This is a genomic window from Bradyrhizobium sp. SZCCHNS1050 (genome assembly GCF_032484785.1).
Taxonomy (GTDB): Bacteria; Pseudomonadota; Alphaproteobacteria; order Rhizobiales; family Xanthobacteraceae; genus Bradyrhizobium.
In genome coordinates this window covers 1-21,943 of sequence record NZ_JAUETR010000001.1, presented here as the reverse complement: position 1 = coordinate 21,943, position 21,943 = coordinate 1, and the positions used below count along the sequence as shown (strand labels likewise).

Sequence of the window (21,943 nt, the reverse complement as noted above, 5' to 3'; positions counted from 1 at the left end):
GCAGAGCCGGATCTGCCAGGCGGGCCTAGACCTTGCCGGCGGCCGGCCTTGGGATCCGCATTCCCGGCCGATTGAAACCATGCGCCGCGCCGGAGGTTTGTTGACGGGCATCTCGTCGGCGGAACTCTCATGGACCAGATAACTCAGCCTCGAAGCTACGGCCATGGCTTGCGGCCCGTGGCGGACAATGTGTGGATCGTCGACGGCGGCCGGATTCGGGCCGCCGGACTGCCGCTCTCCGTGCGCATGACGGTGATCCGCCTGTCGAGCGGTGATCTGCTGCTGCACTCGACCACGCGCTTCACTCATGCGCTGCGGGAGGAGCTGGAGCAGCTGGGACCCATCAAATATCTGCTCGCGCCCAACGTCGCGCACTGGATGTTCCTGCCGGACTGGCAGGCGGCCCTGCCGAATGCGCAGGTCTTCGCTGCGCCGGGCTTGGCAGAGCGCCAGCAGGTTCGCCGAAGCGGCCTGCGTATCGATCGTGAGCTGACCGATGTCACGCCGGACGAATGGTCCGCAGATATCCAGTTGGTGCTCGTTGCCGCACCGATGTTCACCGAAGTGGAGCTGTTTCACAGGCCGAGCCGCACACTCGTCCTGACAGACCTCGTGCAGAACCTGGCACCGGAAGGTCTGGGCATCGTGGCGCGGACCGCGGCGAATCTGCTCGGGATCACCGCGCCTGATGGCAAGGCACCGACCCATCTGCGGATGCTGCTGCGGCTCGGCGGCCGTGCCGTCCGGCTCGCGGCGGCGCGGTTGATTGCGCTGGCGCCCGAACGTGTCGTCTTTTCCCATGGCCGATGGTTCGACACCGGCGGCGCGCACCAGCTGCGCCGCGCGCTCGGCTGGCTGCTGGATGCCTCCCCCGAGGCGCGCCGGCTGATGCGTGATCTGAAGGGAACGCGCGTCGTGGTGACGGGCGCCTCGAGCGGCATCGGCCGGGCGACGGCACTCGCCTTGGCGCGGGAAGGGGCCAGCATCGTGCTGGCCGCGCGGCGCGTGGACGTTCTGAAAGACGTCGCGGCCGAATGCGAAACCCTTGGCGGGCGCGCCATCGCCGTCGGCACCGATGTGACCGATGCAGCCGCGGTCATGCACTTGGCCGATCAGGCCGTGCAGACGTTCGGTGGCATCGATGTCTGGATCAACAACGCCGGAACCGGGGTGTTCGGCGCCTATCAGGACGCCGACATCGCGCTCCACCGTAAGACCATCGAGGTCAATCTGCTGGGGACGATGAACGGTGCCTATGCGGTTCTGCCGGTCTTCCTGCGGCAGCAGCGCGGAACCTTGATCAACAACATCTCGCTCGGCGGATGGGCTCCGACTCCGTTCGCCGCCGCCTACACCGCCAGCAAGTTCGGCCTCCGCGGCTTCTCGGCGAGCTTGCGTCAGGAACTCGCCGGTCACAAGGATATCCACGTCTGCAGCGTATTCCCCGCGATGGTCGACACGCCCGGCTTCGTGCATGGCGCCAACATGTCCGGCCGCCATCTCGGTCCAGGACCGCTGCTGTATCGGCCCGAGGACGTCGCCGAGACGTTCTTGCAGTTGATCCGCGCTCCTCACGACGAAGTCGCCGTCGGCTGGCCGGCGCGGCTCGGGCAGATCTCCTATGCCCTGGCGCGCTGGCCGACCGAGCGACTCCTGAGCACGGCGTTCCGTTTCCTGTTGTCGCGCGCGAAGGGCGCACCACGCAGCACAGGTGCCGTGTTGGCGCCGATCGCCGCTGGCACCGCGGTGAGCGGCGGCTGGCTCGTGCGCAAGAAGCTGCCGCCGGCCGGGCAGCTCAGCAGAATTGGATTGGCACTTGGGCTCGGAGGCATCGCGTTGGTTGCTCTTGCGCGCGCCCGCCGGCCTTCGCGGCCATCGCGCCGACATATTACTCGCTGATCCCCGGGGGCGTCCATGCTCGGCAAGCTCGATTGGTCGGCGATCCCCTTTGGCCAGCCCATCCCGCTCGTGGCCGCAGGCCTCGTGCTGGTGGCGATCCTCGGTGTCCTCGGATGGGTCTTGGCGAAGGGGTACTTCCCTTATCTCTGGCGTGAATGGATCACCAGCGTCGATCACAAGCGGATCGGCGTGATGTACATGCTGCTCGCCTTCATGATGCTGCTGCGTGGCGGCACCGATGCGATCATGATGCGAACGCAGCAGGCGGTGGCGTTTCATTCCAACGGCTATCTTCCGCCGGAGCACTACAACCAGATCTTCTCCGCCCACGGCACTATCATGATCTTCTTCGTGGCGATGCCGTTCGTGATCGGGCTGATGAATCTGGTCGTGCCGCTGCAGCTCGGGGTACGGGATGTCGCCTTTCCCACGCTGAACTCCGTCGGCTTCTGGCTCACGGCCACCGGCGCGCTGCTGGTCAACGTGTCCCTCGTGGTCGGCGAGTTCGCGCGCACCGGCTGGCTGCCGTTCCCGCCCTTGTCGGAGTTGACCTACTCGCCGGGAGTCGGCGTGGACTATTACATCTGGGCGCTGGAGATCTCCGGCGTCGGGACCCTGGTCAGCGGCATCAACCTGGTCACCACCGTCCTCAAGCTGCGCACCCGGGGCATGAGCTATCTGCGCATGCCGATGTTCTGCTGGACCACGCTGGCAACGAACCTGCTGATCGTCGCGGCGTTTCCGATCCTCACGGCGACGCTGACGATGCTGATGCTCGACCGCTATTTCGGCTTCCACTTTTTCACCAACGAGGCCGGCGGCAACATGATGATGTTCATGAACCTGATCTGGGCCTGGGGACATCCCGAGGTCTACATCCTGGTTCTGCCGGCGTTCGGGATCTACTCCGAGGTGGTCGCGACGTTCTCGAGCAAGTCGCTGTTCGGCTATCGCTCGATGGTGTTGGCGACCATGGCGATCTGCGTCATCTCCTTCATGGTCTGGCTGCATCATTTCTTCACGATGGGGGCGGGCCCCAACGTGAACGCGATCTTCGGCATTGCGAGCATGATCATCGCGGTGCCTACGGGCGTGAAGATCTATAATTGGCTGTTCACGATGTATGGCGGGCGGGTGCGCTTCACGACGCCCATGCTGTGGTCGGTCGGCTTCATGATCACCTTCATGATCGGCGGGCTGACCGGCGTGCTTGTCGCGGTGCCGCCGGCGGATTTCCTGCTGCACAACAGCCTGTTCCTGGTCGCCCATTTCCACAACGTCATCATCGGCGGCGTGCTGTTCGGGGTGTTCGCGGGTGTCACTTACTGGTTTCCAAAGGCGTTCGGCTTTCGGCTGTATGAGAGCTGGGGCAAGGCGGCGTTCTGGTTCACCCTCATTGGCTTCTACGTGACCTTCATGCCGCTCTATGTCGTCGGCCTGCTCGGCATGACCCGACGGATGCAGCACTACGATGTCGCGGAATGGCGTCCCTGGCTTGCAGCTGCAACGTTCGGCACGGCGCTGCTCGCGATCGGCGTCATTCTTCAGATTCTCCAACTGGTCTTCAGCATCCGCGATCGCGAGCTCCTGCGCGATACGACCGGCGACCCCTGGGACGGCCGCTCGCTCGAATGGGCCACGTCCTCACCGCCGCCGGTGTTCAATTTTGCGGTGCTGCCGAATGTGACGGGGCAGGATGCGTATTGGCGGATCAAGGAAAATGCAAAAGACCAGCAGCTCCATACGCGGGAAAAGGATTACCAGGACATCGAGCTGCCAAAAAACTCCCCCACGGGATTCGTCTGCGCCTTCTTCGCCACGGTCATGGGCTTCGCGCTGATCTGGCACATCTGGTGGATGGTGGCGCTCGGCGCAATGGGCGCGTTGGCGACATTCGTCGTGTTTGCCTGGCGCGATCACGACGAGTACGTCATCCCTGCGGCGGAGGTCGCCCGGATCGATCGGGGCATCATCGAAGCGCGGCAGGGATTGTCGTCGTCGGCGGCTGCCGGGGCCTGAGACCCATCGAAGGGAAGCTGCCGGTGCGTCGGGCCAGCCGCACGCACCGGCGAATTCACATCACCAGCGATGATGGGCGCGGATCACGCCATGGCCGTGGCGGTGATGGCCCCAACCCGGACCGCGGTAATAGCCGTAGCTGTGGCGCCACGGCCGCGGGCCATAGGAATAGCCGTAGCTGCGATAGATCGGGCGCGGCACGTAGCTGTAGCCGTAGCCGTAGCCGCCGTAATAGGGGCGGTAGGCCGGGTAGTAGCCGCCATAGCCGTAGGGATAGGCGGCGTAGCGATACCCGCCGTAGTAGGGATAGGGCGCGTAGCCGCCATAGTAGGAGGGGGCGGCGATCGCCGATCCGATCAGGGCACCCGCCAACAGCCCCGCGCCGATTGCGGCACCGCCGCCCCAGCCGCCATGCCAGCCGCCGTAGCGGACCTGCACGGCATTCGAGCTTTCGGCGCCCGGTTTGGCGGCTGCTGACAGCGACGTCAGCGGCGCAGCCGATACCGAGTGCAGCGTGGATACAGAAAGTGCGCCGGCGATGGCGAGCGTCGCGGCGGCTTTGAAGGTGACCATCCCGATGTCTCCCGTTGATTCAGGCTCATACTCAACCGGATGAGACGAACTTCGTTGCATTTGTCGCAGCGGACGTTTTGTCACGCGCCATGGGTCCAGGCGGCGGTCGATGCCGGAGACCGGCATCGGCCTTGATGTCGCTACGGGCAGGAATGGCGCAGGCCGTCATTGCCGAGATAGGTGCCGGAGCCCGGGTCGTAGGACCGGAAGCGCTGGGCGCAATAGGCCTGGGCGTTGGCGGCCTCGGCGCGGCTGTTGGCGATGGCGCCCCCGATGATCGCGCCGGCCGCGAGACCGCCCAGGGCGGCGGCACCCGCACCGTAGCCGTGGCGATGCCCGCCATAGCGATGGCCGTAATAGCCGTGGCGATGACCGTAACCGCCGCGCCAGTGGCGATATTGCACCTGCTGCAGCTCGGTCGCGTTCTGCGCGGCTGGGGTCGGCGCCGGGTGGTTCGACAGCAACGGCGCTGCGGCGAGCGGCGATGCGGCCGCGAGCGACATCGTTCCGATGGTGGCGACCGTCAAAAGTTTGCGCAGATCCATCTGCGTGCTCCTTTCTGTTCGTTGTGCCGGAGGGCAACGGCTCGCCGTCGCCCTCCGTTCCGCGCTGCAAAGGAGCATGTCGGCGGCGCGAGGTCGCAGCAAAGAGCGAACCGTGACCGCAAGCTACTCGATCAGCGCGTCGAGCAGCGCATCCGGACATTCCGTCATCATCGTATGCCCCGCGCCGGGCAGCACGATGGTGCGCGATTGCGCGATTGCAGCCGCCAGCGCCTTGCCGGCCTTCAGCGGCGTCATCATGTCCTTCTCGCCGAGGATCAGCCGCGTCGGAACCTTGATCCTGGCCGCCGCTGCCAGCGCATCCTGATAGTCGTTGCAGGCGGAGAGATCGTTGAACAGCACGCCCGGCGCGCAGCGCTCCAGGGTCGCCTGCGCGCCGCCATGCATCCACAGCCCGGGCGCGCGGCTGCCGCCGAGCTCGGCGGCAAAACCGAGGCCCCAGATCGAGACCATGTCGATGGCGGCGTGATCGTTGGCTTCGGCGGCCTTCAGGAGGTCAGGTCCGACCGTCATCGCTGCCGCGGTGCCGATCAGGCTGAGCGCCGACACGCGATCGGGATGGCGCGCCGCGGCATCCAGCGCGATCAGCGATCCCATCGAATGCCCGATCAGGTGAGCGGGCTTCGCGTTCACCGCCTGCAACAGCGCGACGATCCAATCGGCCATGGCGGTGATGGTCGGCAGCGCCGGCCCCGTCGAGCGGCCATGGCCCGGCAGATCGGGCGCCAGCACGGCAAAGCCGTGATGGGCGAACCAGCGGCTGTGCAGCGCCCAGACCGAATGATCGAAGCCGGCGCCATGGATGAAGACGACGGCGGGCAGGGACGAATCGAACTCGCGGCCGCCCGTGGCAGCGAAGACCTCGTGATCTCCGATCGACAGTTGCATGGGCTCACACCTTCTGCGAGGCGCGCAGCGCCTGTCCGAGATCGTCGATGATGTCGCCGGCCGCCTCGATGCCGACCGAGAGCCGGATCAGCTCCTCGCCGATTCCGGCCGCGGCGAGCTGGGCTGCGTCCATCTGCTGATGCGTGGTCGAGGCGGGGTGGATCACCAGCGTCTTGGCGTCGCCGACATTGGCGAGATGGCTGATCAGCTTCAGGCTCTCGATGAACTTGCGTCCCGCGGGACGTCCGCCCTTGATACCGAACGAGATGATCGAGCCGGCGCCGCGCGGCAACAGCTCCTTGGCGAGCGCATGGTCCGGATGGGTCTCGAGCGAAGGATGCAGCACCCAGTCGACGGCCTTGTTGGCGGTCAGCGCCTCCAGCACCGCGCGGGTGTTGGTGACGTGCCGCTCCATGCGCAGATGCAGCGTCTCTACGCCCTGCAGCAGATGGAACGCGTTGGTCGGCGACAGGCAGGCGCCGAAATCGCGCAGGCCTTCGGTCCGCGCGCGCATGATGAAGGCGGCCGCGCCGAACTGCTCGTCGAAGACGATGCCATGATAGCCGGCATAGGGTTCGGTGAGCTGCGGGAACTTGGCCGAGGCGCGCCAGTCGAACCGGCCGCCATCGATGATCGCGCCGCCGATCGCGATGCCATGGCCGCCGAGCCACTTGGTCGCGGAGTGCATCACGATGTCGGCGCCTTGGGAAATCGGCTGGCTCAGATAGGGCGTGGCGAAGGTGTTGTCGATCAGGAGCGGCACGCCGGCCGCGTGCGCGATCGCCGAGACCTTGGGGATGTCCAGCACCTCGAGGCCGGGGTTGCCGAGGGTCTCGCCGATCAGGAGCCGCGTGTTCGGCTTGATCGCAGCGCGGAAACCGTCGTGATCCCTGGGCTTGACGAAGCTCGTGGTGATGCCGAAGCGCGGCAGCGTGTGCGCGAGCAGGTTGATGGTGCCGCCATAGAGCGAGGAGGAGGCCACGATGTGATCGCCCGCATTCAGAAGCGTGGCGATGGCCAGATGCAGCGCCGCCTGGCCGCTCGCGGTGCAGACCGCGCCGACGCCGCCTTCGAGCGCGGCGAGCCGCTCTTCGAGCACGGCCGTGGTCGGGTTGGAGATGCGGGTATAGATGTGGCCGGCGCGTTCGAGATTGAACAGCGCCGCGGCGTGCTCGGTGTCGTCGAACACATAGGACGTGGTCTGATAGATCGGCACCGCGCGGGCGCCGGTCGCGGGATCCGGGTGCTGGCCCGCGTGCAGGCTCAGGGTCTCGAAGGCGGGCGGTTTCGGCGGCGGCATGCGGATCAACTCTCCTCAAGCAGATCGCATCTTCTGCCACAGATTTCGCGGTCCGTCAGGAGCGGCGCGGTGCGCCGCCCCTGCGACATCGATCAGCCGCCGAAGCGCTGCGGGAACAGGCCGGCCGAGGCGATCTCGGCGATGGACAGGCGTGCGCTCGGCTTCTCGCGCTCCTTGAGCATGGCCGGCAGCTTTTCGCCATCGCCCTTGCGGCCGACCGCGATCGCGATCTCCACGGCGAAACCGGCGGGCACCCCGAGGGCCGTCTGCGCGGCGGCGACGTCGAAGCCGCTCATGCCATGGGTGATCCAGCCGGACAACGCGGCCTGGTTGGCGAAATTGGCCCAGGCCGCGCCGGCATCGAAGGAATGCGTGCGCGTCGGTGCCGGCTCGGTCTTGCCCGCCGGGATGAAGGTCTTCTTCGACAGCACGTAGACGATCGCCGCGGCATGCTGCGCCCAGCCGCGGTTGAACTCGACCAGCGGCGCCAGGAAGGTGTCGAACTCGGCCGAGCCGCGCAGCGCGTAGAGGAAGCGCCAGGGCTGCGAATTGTAGGAGGAGGGCGCCCAGCGTGCCGCCTCGATGAAGGTCAGGAGCTCCGTCTCGGGAAGCGCCTCGTCGCTGAAGCCGCGCGGCGACCAGCGATCGACGAAGATGCGATGCGCCGGATGCTCGGTGATGCGGCCGGTCGGGGGAGGAAGATGGGCAGTCACGGGGGTCTCCTTCGTTCAGGCCCGTCGTCGGGCCTCGTGCCGCGCCTCGCTGCGCAGCACAATCGCGACCTCTGTGTGGCTCACGGTGCTTTGGGAGTCCAGATCGGAGAGGAACGTCTCTCATGTGCCTGCGTCGCAAGAGGTTTTGGTTCCGTGTTGCGCGAGATCCGACGAGACAGCCGCCCGCATCCTCGCGACGCGCAAGGCGTCCGAGAGATGTCTGCCGTTCGTCTCTCCATCGAGAGAGGGCACAGGGAAGGCCGGGCGTCGACTGACACCCATGGCCCGCGTGCAAAAAGGAAGCACGCGGCGGTTACCACAGGATCAGCCGGACATCCGGCCTTCCCTGCGCAACGGGCTTACGGCTTATACGCGTTCTCCCCGGCGCGCCGAGCTTTCTGGCCACCGTCGCCTGCGCGAAGCCGAGCCTCGTCGCAGACTTGATACTAGCATCGGAGTATCAGGACCACGCGATTTCGCCGTCCGGCTCCCATCGTTCGTCCGCGCGCGTGACGCACGCTGCGACGAGAACCGGCCATCGCATCCCGCACCAACGTTTCGTGACGTTCGCGAAGCGCCCCTCTCGATCGGGCGGGATGGCGCTATTCAATCACGAGTTCTGAAAAAAAGAAACAGAAATATTTTCGGCTACGGGACTGGACAGGGCAAATCAGCTTGAGAACGCGGGCGAATTCCGTTTCGTCGCGCACGCGCGAGGAGAAGCCATCGGCTCGTCACGCAAGCCCTGGGGCTTCGGCATATCACAATCAGTTTGTGTCCCTCTGCCGCGACGTCATGGCAGGGCCTCGGCCCGGCCATGAAGTCTTCGCGACCCTCCGCAGAGGTCTGGGCGGGCATGTCCTATCGAACTGCCGGCCGAAATGAAGCGCGGGAGCTCACGAGCGGATTTGGCCGGAGCCCGCAGACTTGCGCGGTGCGCCGAGCCGGCAGCCATGGGGGGCAGGAGCCGCGGAGTGGGCACGTTCGGGAGGACAGCCCGTGACTAAGGCAGACCTCTGCGATCGAGCCGGCGGCGTCCGCATTCAGCCCGAACGAGAAGTCGAACACACCGACTGACCAGGCATCAGGAACTCATCCAGTCATTGCCATTTCCTGGCCACAGCACGATGGTGGAAAGGTGCGGCAGGAGTCAGGAAAGTCATGATCTGGACGATCATCATCCGCCCGTTCATCCTCGCTTTGGCATACGGTGCAGCCGCTCAATCGGTCGCGAACGCGTCCGACGCCAGTTGGGATGAATGCCTCATAGCCCCGAGACGGGCCTGCGTCCTACGTGAGGCCGCAGAGGTCGCCCGCACCATCGACGACCCGCATTTGTCTGCGCACAAGCTCGGCGAGATTGCCAAGGCACAGTTGAAGGCCGGCCTGTTCACTGGGGCCGCCAGGACGATCGATCTGGCCGTGCAGGCCGCAAAGTCAATCGCGAAGGATAGCTATCGTCGCGACGACGCATTCGAGATCATCACGCAGGTTCAGGCGCAGGCCGGCAAGCTCGCCGACGCGCTGAAGACCGCCAAATCGATCGAGAACCGCCACGTACAGGCCGCGGCGTTCGGGGCGATCGCGATTGCAGAGGGGAACGCCGGCCGGCTTGACGATGCGCTTCGACGGGTGCAGGCGATCGAGGACTTGCCGGATCGTGCCCTCATCATACGCCGGGTGACCTGGGAGCTGCGCGCCAGCGCAGTGGCGCGGGGAGAGGACGACAAGATCGTGGCCGCGCTTCAAACAGTGCTAGCGGTCGAACAGCGGTATCCGCCGCCCATAGCGACGACGGGCGTTCATCACCCCTCGGAATTCATCCCGGCGCTCGCCATCATCGCGCAAGCGCAGGCCCGCGCGGGAAAAGTCGCCGACGCCATGCGGGTTGCGAGACTGGTCCCGCGCTCGATGGAGCGCGCCCAGACGTTTGCAGCCATTGGCGTCGCGCTAGCGCGGGCCGGTGCGGTCGGTTCGGCCTTGGAAGTTGCGCGCTCGATCGATGACCGATGGGAGCGCGGCATCGTGCTCGGGCACATTCTCGAGCCTCGGCTGACGCCCGATCTCATCGCCGATGAGGCGACGACGCCCAGTTCGCCTGTGAAGGCCAAGGTCCCTGATAATGTCCGAGATTTCGTCGCCGCCTTCACGGATGGAGAGCAGCGCGCCACCGTGCTCTGCCTTATCGCAACGACGTTGGCGAACAACGGCCGCCTGGACGAAGCAATCGCGCTCGCGGAGCCAATCGATCAGGACAAACCACGCGCCTTCGCTTGGCACGCCATTGCCAAGGCGCAAGCGAAGGCCGGCATGGCCACACAATCGATCGCGTCCTTCGACCGGGCCGTCCAAGCTGCGTTGTCGTTCCAACCGAACGACGGGCTTTTGTCGAAAATCGCCGTCTCACAAGCGGATGCTGATCTGATCGATGAAGCCCTCCATGTCACCCGACTGATCGGCGGTACCATGGCTACGTCGGGATATGTCGCAAAGGTCATGAGCGATGGCAAGCTCGTCAACGTCGACTATGACCGTCGCTATGCACTGCGCGCGATCGCCAAGGCGCAAGCAAGAGCCGGCAGCACGGTGGACGCCTTTCAAAACGCGTCGGCGCTCAGGCTGGGTCCTGATATCATTCCCCAAGGGCAAGGCGTCGTCGCCGAGGGGCTCGCCGAGGCTGGACGGATCGCCGAAGCAATCGATGCCGCCGGGGCCGAGGACAATCTCTATCGTCGCTCCGAGCTGCTCGCGTCGATTGCCAAGGCCCGGGCTGAAGCCGGCAGGATCGACCAGGCGAAGCAGGTGACGCAACACGTCACCTGGGGGCGCGATCAGGTCGAAGCCCTAGCGTCAATCGGCGGTGCGCAGGCGAAGGCGGGCCTCACGGCCGATGCTATGGCGAGCTTCGCCGAGGCCATGCAGATCGCGTACGCGCAGCCTTACAAGAACACGACAGCCGAGGCCCTCGTAAAGATTGCGGGCCGATTATCGGACTGAGCTCGCAGGCCCGCGATCGCTATATGAACACGTTGCACGAGATCACCCCATTATCTTTTGTGTTACGCGACTTTCCGGTTAGGGTCTTGGTCGTGTAAAAACGGCCTTGCGGACGTCCGTCCTGACCACGAGGACGCGGGCGTTTCTCAGGCTGTGATTGCCGCGATCAACGGCTTGACCCCGACGATGTTCATGACCCGTGTGAGGTTGTAGGCCAGAACCGATAGGGCCATCTCGGCGGCTACTTTTGGGAGCGATTTAGTGAGGAAGTGCGTCGCTCCCATACGGGCCTTCATCGTGCCGAACGGATGTTCGACCGTCTCGCGCCGCTGGCGCATCGCTTCCGGGTTTGCGTCAAGGCGCTGCTGCACTGCCTCAAGCAGATGCTCGTGCTCCCACCGTGTAATCCGCCGCTCCGGCCCCGGCGTGCACTGGGATTTGAGCGAACAGGTTTGACAGGCTGTGGTCCAGTAGCGCCGCAACACCTTGCCGTCTTCTTCGTTTGTATAGCGATACGGTAATCGCTCTCCAGCTGGGCAGCGATAGGCATCCTGTTCTGGCAAATAGACAAAGTCCTGCTTACCGAAGCGTCCCTCCGACTTAGCATTTGACGTCTGCGGCTTGGGCAGCGTCACCGTGATTCCGGCCTCGTGGCACGCGAGGATCTCTGGGCTATTGAAGTAGCCGCGATCGGCTACAGCGTCGAGCGTCTCGCTCTTGAGAACGGCCTTTGCCTGTTTGGCCATGTTAGCAAGTTGGGCGCGATCTGAACCGCTGTTCGTGACCTCGTGCGTCACAATCAGATGGTGCTCGGTGTCCACGGCGACCTGTACATTGTAGCCGACAACGCCGGAGCCGCGGCCGCTCGTTGCCATCGAGCGGCTGTCGGGATCGGTCAGAGAGATTTGCTGATCGGACGACGCAAGCATCTGCTTCTCATACGCGGCAAGCTTGCCCATTTCCTCCTTCAGCTTCGTGAGCTTCTCGGCAAGTCTCGTCACCTTCGCAGCCAGCGCCTCTGTCGGCTCCTGGCGGTCGGCCGTGTCAAGTTGGCTCAGATAACGCGCGACGCTCTCCTCCAGCTGAGCACGCCGCCGTTGGACCTTTGCCCGTGTGAAGTTCTTGTCTCGGTTGTTCACGGCTTTGAACTTGCTGCCATCGATGGCGACGCTCGCCGTCGCCAGAAGGCCCATCCCACGGCAGAGTTCGACAAAGCGCGCACAGACCATGCGAAGCGCCAGGCCGTTGTCTTTACGGAAGTCGGCGATGGTCTTGTGATCGGGCGCGAGCCGACCCAGCAGCCACATCACCTCGAGATTGCGGCCGGCCTCCCGTTCGAGCCGCCGGCTCGACTGCACCCGGTTCAGATAGCCGTAGATGTAAAGCTTCAGGAGAACCGAGGGGTGGTACGACGGCCGACCGGTGGCTGCCGGCTCCACCCCTTCAAAACCCATCTCAGACAAATCGAGCGCTTCGACAAATGCGTCGATCACGCGAACGGGGTTGCTCTCGTCAATGAAATCATCGAGGCATTCAGGCAACAGCGTCCATTGCCCACGATCCGCCTCTTCAACGAAGCGCCTCATCGATTCCCCCAAAAGAATCACTGGAGAATCATAACAGCCGCGCAGCGTTTTCACACAGCCAGGGTCATTCGCGACACGGTCGGGCGCCTCTGTCGTGTCCGGACATCGCCCTTAACGGGCACTCCCGGAGTCTGATGAGAGGTCCGTTGTTGGCTGCGGGCACCCGACCTGCGGCGCTGCATCAAGTCGGCGGCGATCTGGGATACGACGGCATCAAGTCAACGTAGTGTCGCGGCAGCCCGTGGCCGTGCAGAGGTTCCCAGTTTGCGTGGGAGAGGCGTGGATGCGCGGGACAAGCCCGCGCATGGCGGGAGTGCCCCGAGAGGCCGCTTGACCGGAGAGGCGCCGGCTCTAGGACTACCCGGCCTTACGTCTGTGGGGCTTGTTCGCGGTGGAGAGGTACGCACAGAACATGTCGGCCATCGCATCGGCATAGGCCGATATCTCGGCCCGGCTTCGCGGTGTCTCCGAGAAGTGCTTGCCGACCTGACCGAGCGTCGTCTTGATCAGGTCGGCGGCACGCGCGCGCTCGGTCTCTCCGGCACGAGGCAGCACCTCGCGCATGAAGGCGAGCATGGCGCGGCGGCCACTGGCCCTGGCCTGGCGTGCCTCGGGCGCGTCGCGATAGAGCGGGGCGGCGTCGTCGAGCGCGCCGCGTACGGCGGCCTCGTCGCACTCCGATTGCAGGAACGCGTGAACGAGCGCGCGCAATCGCGTCAGAGGCGGACGGCGCGTGTCCTCCAGAATGCCGTGCAGCAGTTTCGTCGTCTGCTGCCACTCGTCGCTCTGCAGCCTGAACAGGATCGCCGCCTTGTTCGGGAAGTACTGATAGAGCGAGCCGACGCTGACGCCGGCCTTCTCGGCGACACGGGCCGTGGTGAAACGTTGCGCGCCTTCCTTGGTCAAAACCTGAACAGCCGCCTGCAGAATGGCCGCGACGAGGTCGGCCGAGCGTGCCTGTTGCGGCAGTTTTCGCGGGGAAATCGGGGCTTTTCGAGCCGGGGCCATGGAGCGTTCCGAAATGCGATTAGCGAATGCGAATGATTATTCGTATTCTGACTTCGACGCAAACGACACGCATCGAGAACACGGAGAATATCAATGATCACCCTGACCACTCAGCCGGTGGCGCCGCTGCTGGATCGCCTGCTTGCCGAGGCCACGTTGCTGCGGCCGGAGACGAGCCCGATCTTCGCCGGCATGGCCGAACGGGGCGCGCAACTGATGCGCAGCAGGTCCGGTCATGTCGAGCTCTACACGCAGCTCAAGGACTTTCCGTTGCCCGTGTCGCGCGACACCGGCATGCTGCTCTACATGCTGGCGCGCGGCGTCGGTGCGCGATCGATCGTCGAATTCGGCACCTCGTTCGGCATCTCGACGCTGTTCCTCGCCGCGGCGCTGCGCGACAATGGCGGCGGCCGGCTGATCACCACGGAGTTCGAGCCGTCCAAGGTCGCCCGTGCCCATGCCAACCTCGCGGAGGGCGGCCTGGCCGATCTGGTCGAGATCCGCCAGGGCGACGCCCTGCAGACCTTGAGCGGTGATCTCCCGGACGCGATCGACCTGGTTTTGCTCGACGGCGCCAAGCCGCTGTATGGCGATATCCTGGCGCTGCTCGAGAGCCGGCTCAGCGCCGGCGCGTTCATCGTCGCTGACAATGCCGACCACAGCCCCGACTACCTCGCCTACGTCCGTTCGCCTGATAACGGCTATCTGTCGGTGCCGTTCGGCGACGAAGTCGAATTGTCGATGCGGATCGGGTGATCGGCCGGCGACGAACGGCGGATGCCCGCCACCCTCATCGGCGAATGGGCCTGGAGTTGACGTTTGGCCGACGATTGTTCACGAGGAGAGCTTCGTCATCTGAGCAACCGTCCTCATGCCCCGCATCCTCCTGATCAATCCCAACAGCTCGGCCACGACCACCGCGATGATGGTGTCGATTGCGGCGGCCTGCTGCGCCGGCCGGGCCGAGGTGGTCGGCGCGACCGCGACGCGGGCGCCGGCCATGATCGTGGATGCCGAGGCGCTGGCCGCATCGGCGGCGGAAGTGGTCGATATCGGCCGCGCGCATCGCGATGCTTGCGACGGCATCATCGTCGCGGCGTTCGGCGATCCCGGCGCCGCGGAGCTTGGCAGCCAGTGCTCGCTGCCGGTGGCGGGCATCGGCGAGGCGTCGATGCGCGAGGCCGCAGAGGGCGGGCGGCGCTTCGGCGTTGCCACGGTGACGCCTGCGCTGGTCGCGAGCATCGCGGGCCTTGCAGACAGGCTGAACCTGTCGGCGCAGTTCACCGGGACGCGTCTGACGCAAGGCGACCCGGCCGCGCTCGCCGTCGATCCGGCGCGGCTTGCTGCCGCCCTGGCTGAAGCCACGCGCGCCTGTATTGCCGAGGACGGCGCCGAGGCCGTGATCATCGGCGGCGGGCCGCTGGCGCAGGCCGCCGATCAGTTGCAGCGGCAATTCGCGGTGCCGATCATCAAGCCGATCGCGGCGGCGGTGGCCGTGTTGCTGTCGCGTCTGTCGGGCTGAGTGCCAGCGGCATTACGGCCGGTAGCTCGCCGCCGGATGCGGCGCCGCGAGCCGGGCACGGCCGAACAGCTTCTCGCGCAACGTCCCTGGCTGATACGCCTTCTTGTAGCGGCCGCGCCGGGTCAGCTCCGGCACCAGCATGTCGGCGACATCGGCAAAACTCTCCGGCGACAGCGCAAAGGCGAGGTTGAGGCCGTCGACGCCGGTCTGCTCGATCCAGCTCTCGATGAGATCGGCGACCTTCGCCGGTGAGCCGACGAACACCGGGCCGATACCGCCGATGCCGACATGCTCGGCAACCTCGCGCACGGTCCACACCCGGTCCGGATCGGCCCGCGTGACGTTGTCCATCGCACTGCGGCCGGCATCGTTGAGCACGTGGCGGACCTGCTGGTCGAGGTCGTAGGTCGAGAAGTCGACGCCGGTCCAGCCCGACATCAAGGTCAGCGACGCCTCGTGGTCGATGTAGCGGCGATAGTCGGCGAACTTCGCCTCGGCCGCCGCATCGGTTTCGCCGAGCACGACGGTGGCGATGCTGAAGATGACGATGTCGCTGCCCGCGCGACCCGCGTCGGCGGCGGCCTGGCGGATCGCGGCGACGCGCGGCGCGATGATCTTGGCGGACGGGCCGGACATGAACACGCATTCGGCATGCCGGCCGGCGAACACGCGGCCGCGCGGCGAGGTGCCGGCTTGATACAGCACCGGCGTTCGCTGCGGCGACGGCTCGCAGAGATGGATGGCGTCGAGCTGGTAGTTCTCGCCGCGATGGCTGACACGGTGAACCTTCGTGGGATCGGTGAACACGCCGCTTGTCCGGTCGCGCTTGACGGCGTCGTCCTCCCAGCTGCCTTCCCACAGTCTGTAGACGACCTCCATGTACTCGTCGGCGACGTCGTAGCGATCGTCATGCGCGGTCTGGCGCTCCCTGCCCATGCCGCGTGCGGCGCTGTCGAGATAGCCGGTGACGATGTTCCATCCGATACGGCCCTCGGTGAGATGATCGAGCGTCGACATCCGCCGCGCGAACGGGTAGGGCGGCTCATAGGACAAGGTGCAGGTGACGCCGAAGCCGAGATGGGAGGTCGCGGCGGCCATCGCCGAGATCAGCATCATCGGATCGTTCACCGGCACCTGGATGGCGTGGCGGAGCGCCGCGTCGGGGTTGCCGCCATAGACATCGTAGACGCCGAGCACGTCGGCGAGAAACAGTCCGTCGAAGCGGCCGCGCTCCAAGGTCTTGGCGAGGTCGAGCCAATAGGGCAGGCGATTGTAGTCGGAGGAACGGTCGCGCGGATGCCGCCACAGGCCGGGCGACTGGTGCCCGACGCAGTTCATCGCAAACGCATTCAACCTGATGTCCGCAGCCATGATGTCCCTCGACGCTTCCTTGACACCCATCAGATGGCACGCTTCGGCTGACGTTTTCAATCGCACCCATGCGCACGGCCGCTTGCGGCGGGCGCAGGCTTGGCTATGGTCGGAAGCGATCGAGCGCGCCGCGAAGCAACGACGATGCGTGACGGGCTTTGGCCCGCAGGTGTGAGGACGACCGTGATGACGATCCGTGTGACGGCGCTGACCGCGGTCTTGCTGACGACGTCGGCCATGGCGTCCGCGCAGGCGGAGGATTTCAAGGCGAGCTGCGCCACGCTGGCGCACGGCTTCTCCGGCAGCGGCCGCATCGTCACGGCGGAATTCGTCGCTGCGGGCGGCGTGCAACTGGCGCCGCCCGCGCCTGCGGGCGCGACCGCACCTGCGCCGGATCACTGCCTGATCCGGGGCAAGATCAACGAGCGTACCGGCATCGACGGCAAGCCCTATGCTGTTGGCTACGAGCTGCGATTGCCTGCGACGTGGAATGGCAAGGTCGTCTTCCAGGGCGGCGGCGGCGTCGACGGTGTGGTGCGCCCGGCGCTCGGCCTGCTCACCGGCGCCACGCCGCCCAATGGACTCTCGAACGGCTATGCCGTGGCCTCGACCGACGCAGGCCATCTCGAGGAGCCGGGACCGCTCGGGCCCTATCTGTTCGGCCTCGATCCGCAGGCGCGGCGCGACAAGGGCTACAGCTCGATTCCGCCGGTGGCTGCTGCCGCCAGGGCCGCGGCCGAGAAGCTGTACGGCAAGGCGCCGCGCCGCTCCTACTTCGCCGGCTGCTCCAACGGCGGCCGCCAGGCGATGGCGGTGACGCAGCGCTTCCCGGAGCTGTTCGACGGCGTCATCGCCGGCGCGCCGGCCTATCGCGTGCCGCTGGCCGGCATCGATGTGATCGCGCAGGAGCAGGCGCTGCTGGCGATCGCGCCGCCCGGCCCGGACGGCAAGGCCGATGTCGGCAGCGCGCTGAGCGACGAGGACCTGAAGCTGGTGGCCGATGCCGTGACCGCGTCGTGCGATGGCGCCGACGGCGCCAAGGATGGCATGGTGCAGGACGTCATGGCCTGCCGCTTCGATCCGGCCGTGCTCGCCTGCAAGGAGGGCCAGAGTTCGCAGTGCCTGCCTGTCCCCAAGCTGAAAGCCGTCAAGCTGATGTTCGACGGCAGCCGGAATTCCATGGGCGGATTGATCTATGCGCGCTGGCCGTATGATCCCGGCCTCGCCGCGCCCGGCTGGCGCGCCTGGAAGCTCGGTACGCCCAAAGCGAGTCCGCCCAATGCGCGCAACCTCACGCTCATTCCCGGCGGCGTCGCCTATGATTTCATGAGCCCGCCGGAGACGCCGGAGGATCTCGTCGCCTGGGTGCGCAACTTCGATCTCGACCGCGATACGCGGAAGGTGATGAAGGGCGCCGGCGGCTTCGACGCCGGCATGGAATATGAGGCCGCGACCTCGACCGATCTCGACGCCTTCAAGGCGAAGGGCGGCAAGATGCTATTCTATCACGGCACGGCCGATCCGATCTTCTCGGCGCTCGACACCGTCGACTATGTCGATCAGCTCAAGACCAAATACGGCGCTGATGCCGACGGCTTCGCACGGTTGTTCCTGGTTCCCGGCATGAACCATTGCGGCGGCGGACCCGCCACCGATCAGTTCGACTTGCTGACCGCGTTGGACCGATGGGTGGAGGGCACGGCCGCGGCGCCCGATGCGATCCGGGCCACCGCGCGTCGCGCGCCCGATGTGCCATGGCCCGGGCGCACACGCGATCTCTGCGCGTTCCCGAGGGTGCTGACCTACAAGGGCAGCGGCAGCCTCGAGGATGCGGCGAATTTCGAGTGCCGCTGATGGGCAAGCCCGGCGCTCGCTGCCTTGCGGCGCGCACGATTGCTTGAGGACGGGTTGACGTGCGGCGTCCGCGTGCCGACTTGAACGACCGTCGAGCGGCCTGTGCTGCCCGGCGGTTCCCCCCTCAGGTCTCGAAGTTCCTCATGGTTGCCGTCAAGACGCGAGCCTTCTGCATCCTGCGCGAATTCGAACGGGCGCAGACCGAGCTGGTCGGCAAGGCTGTGGCGCTGAGCGACGGCAAGGCCGGAACAGTGGAGTACGTCCATCTTGACGAACTCCACGGTCTGCGCATCACCATCGGTGGCCATGACGGCCGCTGGCCGGTGTCGACCATCAAGTTCGCGCAGGCCTGAGTGGCATTGCCTCGTCCACTCAGGTCGCGCAACGACGTGCTGGACTGGCTCCGGACGCTGCGGCGAAAGCGCATGCTCGTTCTGCCCAACCGCGCGCATCAGCCGATGGGACCGGGGCGGGCAGAGACCGCCCCCGGTCCACGCATCCCAGCCGTGCGAAGGAGCCGTCGGCGGCGCTGCGGCTAGCCTCGATGCTCCCGGCGCGGCCGGCCGCTGCTGCTCTGCCGCCCGGACGACGTTGGTCACGGCCGATTCACTTATGTTGATGCGCGCGGCAGCTCCTGATCTAGAGTCGTCGATGCGCATCAATGAAACTGGATGCAATCCCGCATGGACGTAGAAGGTCAAAAGAAGCGGCGCCGGCGTGTCAAGCAGACGATGTCGTTGGGTGAGCGGTTGCTGGAGATGGCGCGCGAAGCGCGAGACAGGGCGAAACGTCTGCCCCCGGGCATCGAGCAGGCCAGGCAGCTGCGGCGCGCCCGCGAGGCCGAAGCGATCGTCGAGCTCGATCGCTTCCTGACGGCTCCCGCACGCAGCACGCCGCCGCGATCGCGTTGACGCCGTCTCGCGCCGGACTCGGACGACGCGGCGCCGCGGAGGTCACCACGCGGCAGGTCACCAGGCAACAATGTCGACCAAGCAACAATGCCGCGGCTGCTCTTGCTGCATGCGGGCTCGAATTGATGCTGGCATCGCTGCAACGACGCGCTCGACAGGATCGACGTCCCAAGCGACCGTAACGTCCGTGCGTTGGGCAAGTCAGTCCAGAGACGCGAGCACGATGAACCAATTCCAAGCCCGCGCTGATTGAAGCATGTTTGGTTGGTGGCGAGGGCGCCCTCGTCGGGCTGGTGGTATTTCCGGAGCTTGCGGCAACAGGGCTGACCGATCCGGCCGGGACAGCCGAGCCATTCCCGGCCGCGTCACCGCCAGGCTTGCGGATATCGCCGATCGTCCCTCGCATCACTTCCGTGCTCGCGGTGGCGAGACCAATGCCAGTTCGCATTCGCGAATGTGTGCGACGCCGCGAACTTCGATCCCGGGCTCAGCGGCCCGTTCGGTCCGGAACCATTGGCGTTCCGCGCCGCGCCGCGATCGTCGCAGGCGGGGGAGGGGATCGCGACCCTCGAAATCGGCACCAGCAATCTCGACAGCGTCTGTCGACCAACCTTGTCGATCGTGTCCCCAAGCGTGGTGTAGCTGGCGGCCCACCGCGTTCGCCGGCTGGAGCCGGGCCTGTCAGCTGGCGATAGCCGTGAGGCTGACGTTCGGATCATCGCTCAATGGCGCGATGGTTTCCAGCGTCATGTAGCGGGCGCGTTGGACCGCCCATTCATCGTTCTGTTCGAGCAGGACAGCTCCGATGAGGCGGACGATAGCGTCCTCATTGGGGAAGATGCCGACCACCTCGGTGCGCCGTTTGATCTCGCCGTTGAGGCGTTCGATCGGATTGGTGGAGTGCAACTTGGTCCGATGCTGCGGCGGGAACGTCATGTAGGCAAGCACGTCGGTCTCGGCCTCGTCGAGGAAGCCGGCAAGCTTGGGCAGCTTGGGACGGAGCTGATCGGCGACCTTGCGCCATTGGGTGCGAGCGGCCTCGGCATCGTCCTGGGCAAAGGCCGTGGCGATGAAGGCGGAGACCACGCGCCGTCCGCTCTTGCCGGCATGAGCCAGCACGTTCCGCATGAAGTGGACGCGGCAGCGTTGCCAGCTGGCGTTGAGCACCTTGGTCACGGTGGCCTTGATGCCCTCGTGGGCGTCGGACACCACCAGCTTGACGCCGCGCAAGCCGCGGCGGGCCAGCTTGCGCAGGAAGGCGGTCCAGAACGTCTCGGCCTCGGACGGCCCGATGTCCATGCCGAGAACCTCGCGCCGGCCGTCGCTGTTGACGCCGACTGCAACGATCACCGCGACGGAGACGATGCGCCCCTGCTGGCGCACCTTCACATAGGTGGCGTCGATCCAAAGATAGGGCCAGTCACCCTCGATTGGACGGCCGAGGAAGGCCTTCACTTTGTCGTCGATCTCGCCGCACAACCGACTGACCTGGCTCTTGGAGATGCCGGTCATGCCCATCGCCTGCACCAGATCGTCGACCGAACGGGTCGAGACGCCCTGAACGTAAGCCTCCTGAACCACGGCGGTGAGCGCCTTCTCGGCCATGCGCCGCGGCTCCAGGAAGCCGGGGAAATAGGAGCCCTTGCGCAGCTTTGGGATGCGCAGCTCCACCGCACCGGCGCGGGTCTCCCAGATCCGGTCGCGGTAGCCATTGCGCTGGGCCAGACGTTCGGGGCTCTTCTCGCCATAGGCAGCCCCGGTCTGGCTCTCGACCTCCAGCTCCATCAGGCGCTGGGCCGCAAAGCCGATCATCTCGCGCAGCAGATCGGCGTCTGGGGTCTTCTCTACCAGCGTGCGCAGGTTCATCATGTCTTCGGTCATCGGTGGTTCCTCGGTTGCGTTGGCGTGTCGCAACCCGATCCTACCGGAGAACTGCCGGTGACCACCGCAAAGCCGCCCGCCCGCTACGGCGCTATTTGGGAGCGCGCGTCCGGGCGGCTTTGCTCCACCGAGCTACACCACCTCCGGGGACACGACCACCTTGTCCGGCGGAAGGATCTCGTCCTGATGCCCATGCCGCACTCGCATCGTGCGCTGGTGCAACCGAAGGCGAGCAATTCCTGACGCTGCGCGCGCCCGCCGCTCCAAAATGGAACAGAAACGGCGTGTGAGGAGGCCGAGCGTGGGCGGCGACAGCGCTATCCACATTTCTGCACAGCCGTCGCAAAAAGTTCTTGCGCAGGATGCGGCATCGCACTATCTCACCACCACGCCAGCCGGACATCACTGATGACTGAGGCCCCCGACTTTCGGGACCAACGTTGTTTTCTTTGATGTTTCTTCTTCCGACTGGCTCCTGAGTTTTTCTTCAGAAAGGCTCTTGACGGTCTCTCAAAATCAGCTATGTGAAGCGCCCCGGCAATCGGGGCTTCCACGGTGAAAGAGACCAAAGAAGTTGATGCACTAATTAGTTCGAAGCGAACTAACAAGTGCGGGCTGTTTGACAAGTGAAGATGAAGAAAGAGAAACGTGGACGGCGGAGTCCTTGCGGGTCTCGGGATTGAAGGCTTCGGCTTTTGGTTCTGGGATCGGACGAGAAGACTTCGGCGGACAATGTTTCAAAGGTAACACCATGGTATTTGCGCTGTGAAGCGTGGGTACTGATTGGTGGGACCTCGTCAAACGTTGTGATCAGCCGGTTCAAAGCTTCAAGTTCAACTTGAGAGTTTGATCCTGGCT

The 21,943-nt window shown here is 65.6% G+C and carries 17 protein-coding genes; 8 read left to right on the top strand and 9 right to left on the bottom strand.

All coding sequences use genetic code 11. The annotated features are described in order from the left end of the window. Positions 1-129 precede the first annotated feature (129 nt). The gene (locus tag QX094_RS00085) at positions 130-1,899 is read left to right on the top strand and encodes an SDR family oxidoreductase (protein ID WP_316184471.1); all 1,770 of its coding nucleotides are present in this window, start codon (positions 130-132) and stop codon (positions 1,897-1,899) included. 15 nt (positions 1,900-1,914) lie between these two features. Further along, positions 1,915-3,918, top strand: a complete 2,004-nt coding sequence (gene cyoB / locus QX094_RS00080) for a cytochrome o ubiquinol oxidase subunit I (RefSeq protein WP_316184470.1) — start codon at positions 1,915-1,917, stop codon at positions 3,916-3,918. Positions 3,919-3,978: 60 nt separating this feature from the next. Here cyoB and QX094_RS00075 read toward each other — a convergent pair whose 3' ends face one another. From QX094_RS00075 to QX094_RS00055, 5 genes are all read right to left on the bottom strand, one after another. After that, on the bottom strand, positions 3,979-4,491 hold the full coding sequence (locus QX094_RS00075; RefSeq protein WP_316176121.1) for a hypothetical protein: 513 nt from the start codon (positions 4,489-4,491) through the stop codon (positions 3,979-3,981). A gap of 140 nt (positions 4,492-4,631) precedes the next feature. Next, positions 4,632-5,036, bottom strand: coding sequence for a BA14K family protein (locus tag QX094_RS00070; protein WP_316184468.1), 405 nt, complete (start codon positions 5,034-5,036; stop codon positions 4,632-4,634). A gap of 123 nt (positions 5,037-5,159) precedes the next feature. Beyond that, positions 5,160-5,942, bottom strand: a complete 783-nt coding sequence (locus QX094_RS00065) for an alpha/beta hydrolase (RefSeq protein ID WP_316166952.1) — start codon at positions 5,940-5,942, stop codon at positions 5,160-5,162. A gap of 4 nt (positions 5,943-5,946) precedes the next feature. Next, positions 5,947-7,242 (bottom strand): O-acetylhomoserine aminocarboxypropyltransferase, encoded by a 1,296-nt coding sequence (locus QX094_RS00060; RefSeq protein WP_315718465.1) that lies wholly within the window; start codon positions 7,240-7,242, stop codon positions 5,947-5,949. Positions 7,243-7,334: 92 nt separating this feature from the next. Beyond that, a complete protein-coding gene (locus QX094_RS00055) occupies positions 7,335-7,955 on the bottom strand; it encodes a nitroreductase family protein (RefSeq protein WP_316166948.1) in 621 nt (206 codons plus the stop codon). Positions 7,956-9,116: 1,161 nt separating this feature from the next. Here QX094_RS00055 and QX094_RS00050 point away from each other — a divergent pair. Continuing rightward, positions 9,117-10,952, top strand: a complete 1,836-nt coding sequence (locus tag QX094_RS00050; RefSeq protein ID WP_316184466.1) for a hypothetical protein — start codon at positions 9,117-9,119, stop codon at positions 10,950-10,952. 146 nt (positions 10,953-11,098) lie between these two features. Here QX094_RS00050 and QX094_RS00045 read toward each other — a convergent pair whose 3' ends face one another. Together QX094_RS00045 and QX094_RS00040 are read right to left on the bottom strand one after the other, a co-directional pair. Next, a complete protein-coding gene (locus tag QX094_RS00045; protein ID WP_315716201.1) occupies positions 11,099-12,538 on the bottom strand; it encodes an IS1182 family transposase in 1,440 nt (479 codons plus the stop codon). Between the two features lie 357 nt (positions 12,539-12,895). Next, positions 12,896-13,546 carry a TetR family transcriptional regulator gene (locus tag QX094_RS00040; RefSeq protein ID WP_315755040.1) on the bottom strand — a complete coding sequence of 217 codons (651 nt, stop codon included), beginning with the start codon at positions 13,544-13,546 and terminating at the stop codon, positions 12,896-12,898. Positions 13,547-13,639: 93 nt separating this feature from the next. Here QX094_RS00040 and QX094_RS00035 point away from each other — a divergent pair, with 93 nt between their 5' ends. Both QX094_RS00035 and QX094_RS00030 read left to right on the top strand, forming a co-directional pair. After that, positions 13,640-14,302 (top strand): O-methyltransferase, encoded by a 663-nt coding sequence (locus QX094_RS00035; RefSeq protein ID WP_315755042.1) that lies wholly within the window; start codon positions 13,640-13,642, stop codon positions 14,300-14,302. A gap of 115 nt (positions 14,303-14,417) precedes the next feature. Continuing rightward, a complete protein-coding gene (locus QX094_RS00030) occupies positions 14,418-15,068 on the top strand; it encodes an aspartate/glutamate racemase family protein (protein ID WP_315755044.1) in 651 nt (216 codons plus the stop codon). A gap of 12 nt (positions 15,069-15,080) precedes the next feature. On the opposite strand, the gene QX094_RS00025 is transcribed toward QX094_RS00030, so the two are convergent. Beyond that, on the bottom strand, positions 15,081-16,439 hold the full coding sequence (locus QX094_RS00025) for an LLM class flavin-dependent oxidoreductase (protein WP_315755046.1): 1,359 nt from the start codon (positions 16,437-16,439) through the stop codon (positions 15,081-15,083). 186 nt (positions 16,440-16,625) lie between these two features. Here QX094_RS00025 and QX094_RS00020 point away from each other — a divergent pair, with 186 nt between their 5' ends. The 3 genes from QX094_RS00020 (at position 16,626) to QX094_RS00010 (ending at position 19,204) form a co-directional block, all read left to right on the top strand. After that, positions 16,626-18,293, top strand: coding sequence for a tannase/feruloyl esterase family alpha/beta hydrolase (locus QX094_RS00020; protein ID WP_316184464.1), 1,668 nt, complete (start codon positions 16,626-16,628; stop codon positions 18,291-18,293). A 143-nt stretch (positions 18,294-18,436) separates the two neighbouring features. Beyond that, positions 18,437-18,646, top strand: a complete 210-nt coding sequence (locus QX094_RS00015; RefSeq protein WP_315718640.1) for a PRC-barrel domain containing protein — start codon at positions 18,437-18,439, stop codon at positions 18,644-18,646. A gap of 330 nt (positions 18,647-18,976) precedes the next feature. Beyond that, positions 18,977-19,204 carry a hypothetical protein gene (locus QX094_RS00010; RefSeq protein WP_315718641.1) on the top strand — a complete coding sequence of 76 codons (228 nt, stop codon included), beginning with the start codon at positions 18,977-18,979 and terminating at the stop codon, positions 19,202-19,204. Positions 19,205-19,885: 681 nt separating this feature from the next. Here the strand turns inward: QX094_RS00010 and QX094_RS00005 are convergent. After that, complete coding sequence (locus QX094_RS00005) at positions 19,886-21,085, bottom strand: IS256 family transposase (RefSeq protein WP_315714240.1); 1,200 nt, start codon at positions 21,083-21,085, stop codon at positions 19,886-19,888. Positions 21,086-21,943 lie beyond the last annotated feature (858 nt).

Coding starts and splice junctions, on each gene's coding strand:
- QX094_RS00085 (WP_316184471.1), top strand. CDS start 130: ATGGACCAGATAACTCAGCCTCGAAGCTACGGCCATGGCTTGCGGCCC.
- cyoB (WP_316184470.1), top strand. CDS start 1,915: ATGCTCGGCAAGCTCGATTGGTCGGCGATCCCCTTTGGCCAGCCCATC.
- QX094_RS00075 (WP_316176121.1), bottom strand. CDS start 4,491: ATGGTCACCTTCAAAGCCGCCGCGACGCTCGCCATCGCCGGCGCACTT.
- QX094_RS00070 (WP_316184468.1), bottom strand. CDS start 5,036: ATGGATCTGCGCAAACTTTTGACGGTCGCCACCATCGGAACGATGTCG.
- QX094_RS00065 (WP_316166952.1), bottom strand. CDS start 5,942: ATGCAACTGTCGATCGGAGATCACGAGGTCTTCGCTGCCACGGGCGGC.
- QX094_RS00060 (WP_315718465.1), bottom strand. CDS start 7,242: ATGCCGCCGCCGAAACCGCCCGCCTTCGAGACCCTGAGCCTGCACGCG.
- QX094_RS00050 (WP_316184466.1), top strand. CDS start 9,117: ATGATCTGGACGATCATCATCCGCCCGTTCATCCTCGCTTTGGCATAC.
- QX094_RS00045 (WP_315716201.1), bottom strand. CDS start 12,538: ATGAGGCGCTTCGTTGAAGAGGCGGATCGTGGGCAATGGACGCTGTTG.
- QX094_RS00040 (WP_315755040.1), bottom strand. CDS start 13,546: ATGGCCCCGGCTCGAAAAGCCCCGATTTCCCCGCGAAAACTGCCGCAA.
- QX094_RS00035 (WP_315755042.1), top strand. CDS start 13,640: ATGATCACCCTGACCACTCAGCCGGTGGCGCCGCTGCTGGATCGCCTG.
- QX094_RS00030 (WP_315755044.1), top strand. CDS start 14,418: ATGCCCCGCATCCTCCTGATCAATCCCAACAGCTCGGCCACGACCACC.
- QX094_RS00025 (WP_315755046.1), bottom strand. CDS start 16,439: ATGGCTGCGGACATCAGGTTGAATGCGTTTGCGATGAACTGCGTCGGG.
- QX094_RS00020 (WP_316184464.1), top strand. CDS start 16,626: ATGACGATCCGTGTGACGGCGCTGACCGCGGTCTTGCTGACGACGTCG.
- QX094_RS00015 (WP_315718640.1), top strand. CDS start 18,437: ATGGTTGCCGTCAAGACGCGAGCCTTCTGCATCCTGCGCGAATTCGAA.
- QX094_RS00010 (WP_315718641.1), top strand. CDS start 18,977: ATGGACGTAGAAGGTCAAAAGAAGCGGCGCCGGCGTGTCAAGCAGACG.
- QX094_RS00005 (WP_315714240.1), bottom strand. CDS start 21,085: ATGACCGAAGACATGATGAACCTGCGCACGCTGGTAGAGAAGACCCCA.